At 58.0% G+C, this 559-nt stretch carries 1 protein-coding gene; it reads right to left on the minus strand.

Features of this window, described 5'->3' with window-relative positions:
• Positions 1 to 559 (minus strand): DMT family transporter (locus ACP4IX_RS36530; protein WP_426558984.1); only part of this gene is annotated, 559 nt, incomplete at both ends.

Genomic DNA, 559 nt, shown 5'->3' on the forward strand with positions numbered 1-559 from the left:
CGCCGGATACGAACGGACACGAGCAAACGATGATTCCAGTGATCCTTTGGTTCTGACATTCGTATAGGTGCCTGCGAAGGATCTGATACGAATGTCAGAACCGGATCACTTGGGCGGTTTACCAGATATAGGCCCGCCATGACCAGAAGGGCAGCCCCTGCAAAGGCGGGCGTCAGGTTGTCATGCATCACGAAATAGCCCCCAATGACCCCAAACAAGGGCGTCATAAAGGTAAATGACGACAGTTTGCTGGCCGAATAGGACTTTATGAGAAAGAACCAGATCAGGAATGTCGTCCCGACAACCCAGAAGGTCTGGTAGGCCATGGACGCCAAGGCCACCGGTCCGGGCATATGGGTGATGCTCTCGCCGGAAACCGCGGCCCCCAGAGCCAGAATCGGAATCGAGACGGCGATCTGGTAGGCCAGCGTCTTCTCCGCAGGAGCCTGCAACAGCCGTGTCGCCTTCACTGCCAGCGTGGTCGCGGCCCACAGAATGCCCCCGCCTACGACCATGATGTCGCCCAGGATGACCGTCGCATCGACCGATGCCTGGGGAA

Source organism: Streptomyces sp. WG5, assembly GCF_049974565.1.
GTDB lineage: Bacteria > Actinomycetota > Actinomycetes > Streptomycetales > Streptomycetaceae > Streptomyces.